Source organism: Pseudomonas sp. PME37.24/006, assembly GCF_055556635.1.
In genome coordinates this window covers 1-260 of the sequence record NZ_JBVHNL010000176.1, presented here as the reverse complement: position 1 = coordinate 260, position 260 = coordinate 1, and the positions used below count along the sequence as shown (strand labels likewise).

1 protein-coding gene is annotated in these 260 nt (G+C 78.1%); it reads right to left on the bottom strand.

Features of this window, described 5'->3' with window-relative positions; all coding sequences use genetic code 11:
* Positions 1-260, bottom strand: a 260-nt coding sequence (locus ACZ3GY_RS24305; RefSeq protein WP_465912337.1) for a thiamine phosphate synthase, incomplete at both ends; no start/stop codon positions are given.

Sequence of the window (260 nt, the reverse complement as noted above, 5' to 3'; positions counted from 1 at the left end):
CCGCCCAGCGCGAAGAGCGGGATGGGCGCTGCGCGCGCGGCCTCGGCGAGCGCCGGGAGCCCCTGCGCCGGACCCTTGCCGGGCACCGCGAAGACCGGACCGAAGACGGCATAGTCGGCGCTCGCGCGGGCGCTCTCGACCACCTCTGTAGCTGCGTGGCAAGAGGTGCCCACCAGCGCGGCGCGCCCCTGCGCGGCGAAGAGGCGCCGCACCTCGGCTACCGGCAGCCCGCCGCCCGGCAGGTGCACACCGTCGGCCCC